Source organism: Chamaesiphon sp. OTE_20_metabat_361 (assembly GCF_031364565.1).
In genome coordinates, this window is the sequence record NZ_JANLWO010000508.1 from 1 (window position 1) to 2664 (window position 2664).

The 2664-nt window shown below is 45.5% G+C and carries 3 protein-coding genes; all 3 read left to right on the forward strand.

Annotated features, from left to right (window positions below; translation table 11 throughout):
• The coding region (gene rseP, locus RMO35_RS14820) for an RIP metalloprotease RseP (protein ID WP_309742101.1) at positions 1 to 900 on the forward strand (900 nt) is incomplete at its 5' end.
• Positions 901 to 1193: 293 nt separating this feature from the next.
• Positions 1194 to 2141: a hypothetical protein gene (locus tag RMO35_RS14825; protein ID WP_309742102.1), complete on the forward strand. Its 948-nt coding sequence runs from the start codon at positions 1194 to 1196 to the stop codon at positions 2139 to 2141.
• A gap of 77 nt (positions 2142 to 2218) precedes the next feature.
• The coding region (locus RMO35_RS14830) for an RDD family protein (RefSeq protein ID WP_309742103.1) at positions 2219 to 2664 on the forward strand (446 nt) is incomplete at its 3' end.

Genomic DNA, 2664 nt, shown 5'->3' on the forward strand with positions numbered 1-2664 from the left:
GGTTTTCCCGACGACGATCCCGATAGTGATATTCCCGCAAACGATCCTAACTTACTCCGCAATCGACCGTTACTCGATCGGGCGATCGTGATTAGTGCTGGTGTAATTGCCAATCTGATTTTTGCTTATTTCTTACTTGTCGTCCAAGTCAGTGTCATCGGTTTTCAACAAATTAATTATCATCCTGGTGTCACTGTCGCCGGGATTGCCGACAATTTGAGTACGGCGGCGGGTAAAGCGGGCATTCAGGCCAATGATATCGTCCTGGCGGTCGATAATGAGGAGCTAGGCAGTGCCAAACCTGCGATCGTCAAGCTGATGGCTGAAATTCAGACTCATCCAGAGCGACCCCTCACCTTCAAAATTCAACGCGGTGCAGAGACGATCGATCTTCAAGTTACGCCCGATGCCAATGCTGAAGGTAAGGGACAAATCGGCGTCAAACTCGCTCCTAATGCGGATATTATTATCGATCGATCGATTAGTCCGATCGATGCGCTAGTCAAGGGAGCTAACGAGTTCGAGCGCGTCGTCGTGCTGACCTTTCAAGGGTTGTCCCAATTAGTTACCAATTTTGGCGAAACAGCGACACAAATTGCGGGGCCGATCAAAATCGTGGAAATCGGATCGAGTATTGCTTCAAATAATATCGCTGGATTGCTCCAATTTGGCGCACTAATCAGCATCAACTTAGCGGTGATGAACATTTTGCCCCTACCTGCCTTGGATGGGGGTCAATTGGCATTTTTGTTGTTTGAAGGCTTGGCGGGCAAACCTTTGCCGATGAAGATCCAGGAAACGGTCATGCAGACGGGCTTATTTTTACTACTGGGGTTGGGGGTGTTTTTGGTGATTCGCGATACTGCAAATCTCTCCAGCGTTCAGCAATTCTTTAAGTAGCTGGTTAGATACATTGAATCGGTGCTGACGTGTTTGCAAAACGCTCTCTTAGAGGCTGTTTGAAAAGTCTAAATTAATCCCCCCAGCCCCCTTAGAAAGGGGGATCGAGATTCAAAGTCCCCCTTTTTAAGGGGGATTCAGGTCTACGATCGTAACAAATAAAACTTTCCAAACAGCCTCTTAGGGCGTTTGGCAATCTGAGATTGTCAATTGCAAAGACAACTAACAAAGATGGTGAAAATAGGGATTTAAACCATACACTAATATCACGCAGCATAATGTAATCTAAACGCATGGCAAAAAATAGTTTCGATCCAGTTGGCACCCTGAGTATCGGCAATGTCGTCACCACAGCCACGATCCTCTATCGTTCCAACTTTAAACGTTATTTACAGGTGTCTCTAAGAGCGACTGCTTGGTTAGTTGCGCTGGGGGTCGCCGCGCTCGTATTCGGAGTTATCGGCGCACTACTGTTTGGGATAACTAAGTCTTGGCTGGTATTTATTCCGGTTGGTTTAGGAGGGATTGGTGTCACATTATACTTAATAGCTAAATACTCCACCGATCGCGCCGTGATTTGTCGGCTAGCTTATCAACAACTGATCGATGCACCGGAAACAGTAGCAGATGCCACTAGAGAGTTAATTCCCCGGACTTGGGCATTTTTAAGGCTGTCCTTGTTGTTGGGTTTGTACATGTTTCTGATTACTTTCGGTGCCTATATTGCCTTCGCCCTCACGCTCTTCATTATTGCCGGGATCTTCGGTGTTTTGTCTCAAGGCAATCTCGGGACGTTTGCTTACATAATTATCGTGGTCTTAGGCATTGGACTGGGAGTACTAGCGATCGCACTGGTGCTGCGCTTTTATGCTTACTGGTTTGTGTCAGAATTACCACTGGCGATCGAGTCTACTAGTACGAGTAGTTTAGCTAGTTTTGGCTTACGTCGGAGCAGACAATTAAGTTCGACTGCCGTGCGCCAAATAATCCTAATTATTACAGTAGCTTTCTTGATTACCATTCCGCTGAGTATGATTAGTAGCATTCCCAGTTTCATCGGTCAAGCAATGACTTTATCGACGACACAATCGGTCATAGCTACCGGAGGTTTTTTAGTTTTTATTAGCTTTATCCTGAACATCGCGATCGAGCTATTTGTGATGCCATTTTGGCAGATAATTAAGGCGATCGTGTATTTCGATCTTCGCAATCGCCGCGAGGGTGGCGACCTGATCGTCTAGTAATCTTGTCAGGATCTCGGCTATTTGTGTCGATAGTAGTCGAGATCGCCCATTAGACAGCGCGATCGTGAAAACATATGAAATTCTTAAATCGAGTCAAATCTCAGACGCCAGAAAGTGTTGAGTTAGAATTTATTCTAGCGGGAGTAGGCAATCGCACCCAGGCGTTAACTATCGACTATCTGCTTTGGAGTTTTACGCTACTTATCCTCTTAGTAGTTTGGGGATTAGCCTATTCACAGATTCCTTGGCTGCAAGCTGAATCCGCTCGTCTGTGGCTGAATGCGATCCAAATCTTAATTATATTTGCCGTGTATATCGGCTACTTCATCTTATTTGAAACGCTCTGGCGCGGACAGACTCCTGGCAAAAGATATGTCAAAATTAGAGTAATTAGGGATGATGGACGTAATGTCGGCATCCAACAATCGATCTTGCGCGCTCTCCTCAGACCGATCGATGATATCTTGTTTATCGGCTTATTATTGATTATGTTTTCAAAACAAGAAAAACGATTGGGTGA

Bases quoted from the DNA above. Each gene is read 5' to 3' on its own strand.
- RMO35_RS14825 (WP_309742102.1), top strand. From the start codon at position 1,194: ATGGCAAAAAATAGTTTCGATCCAGTTGGCACCCTGAGTATCGGCAAT.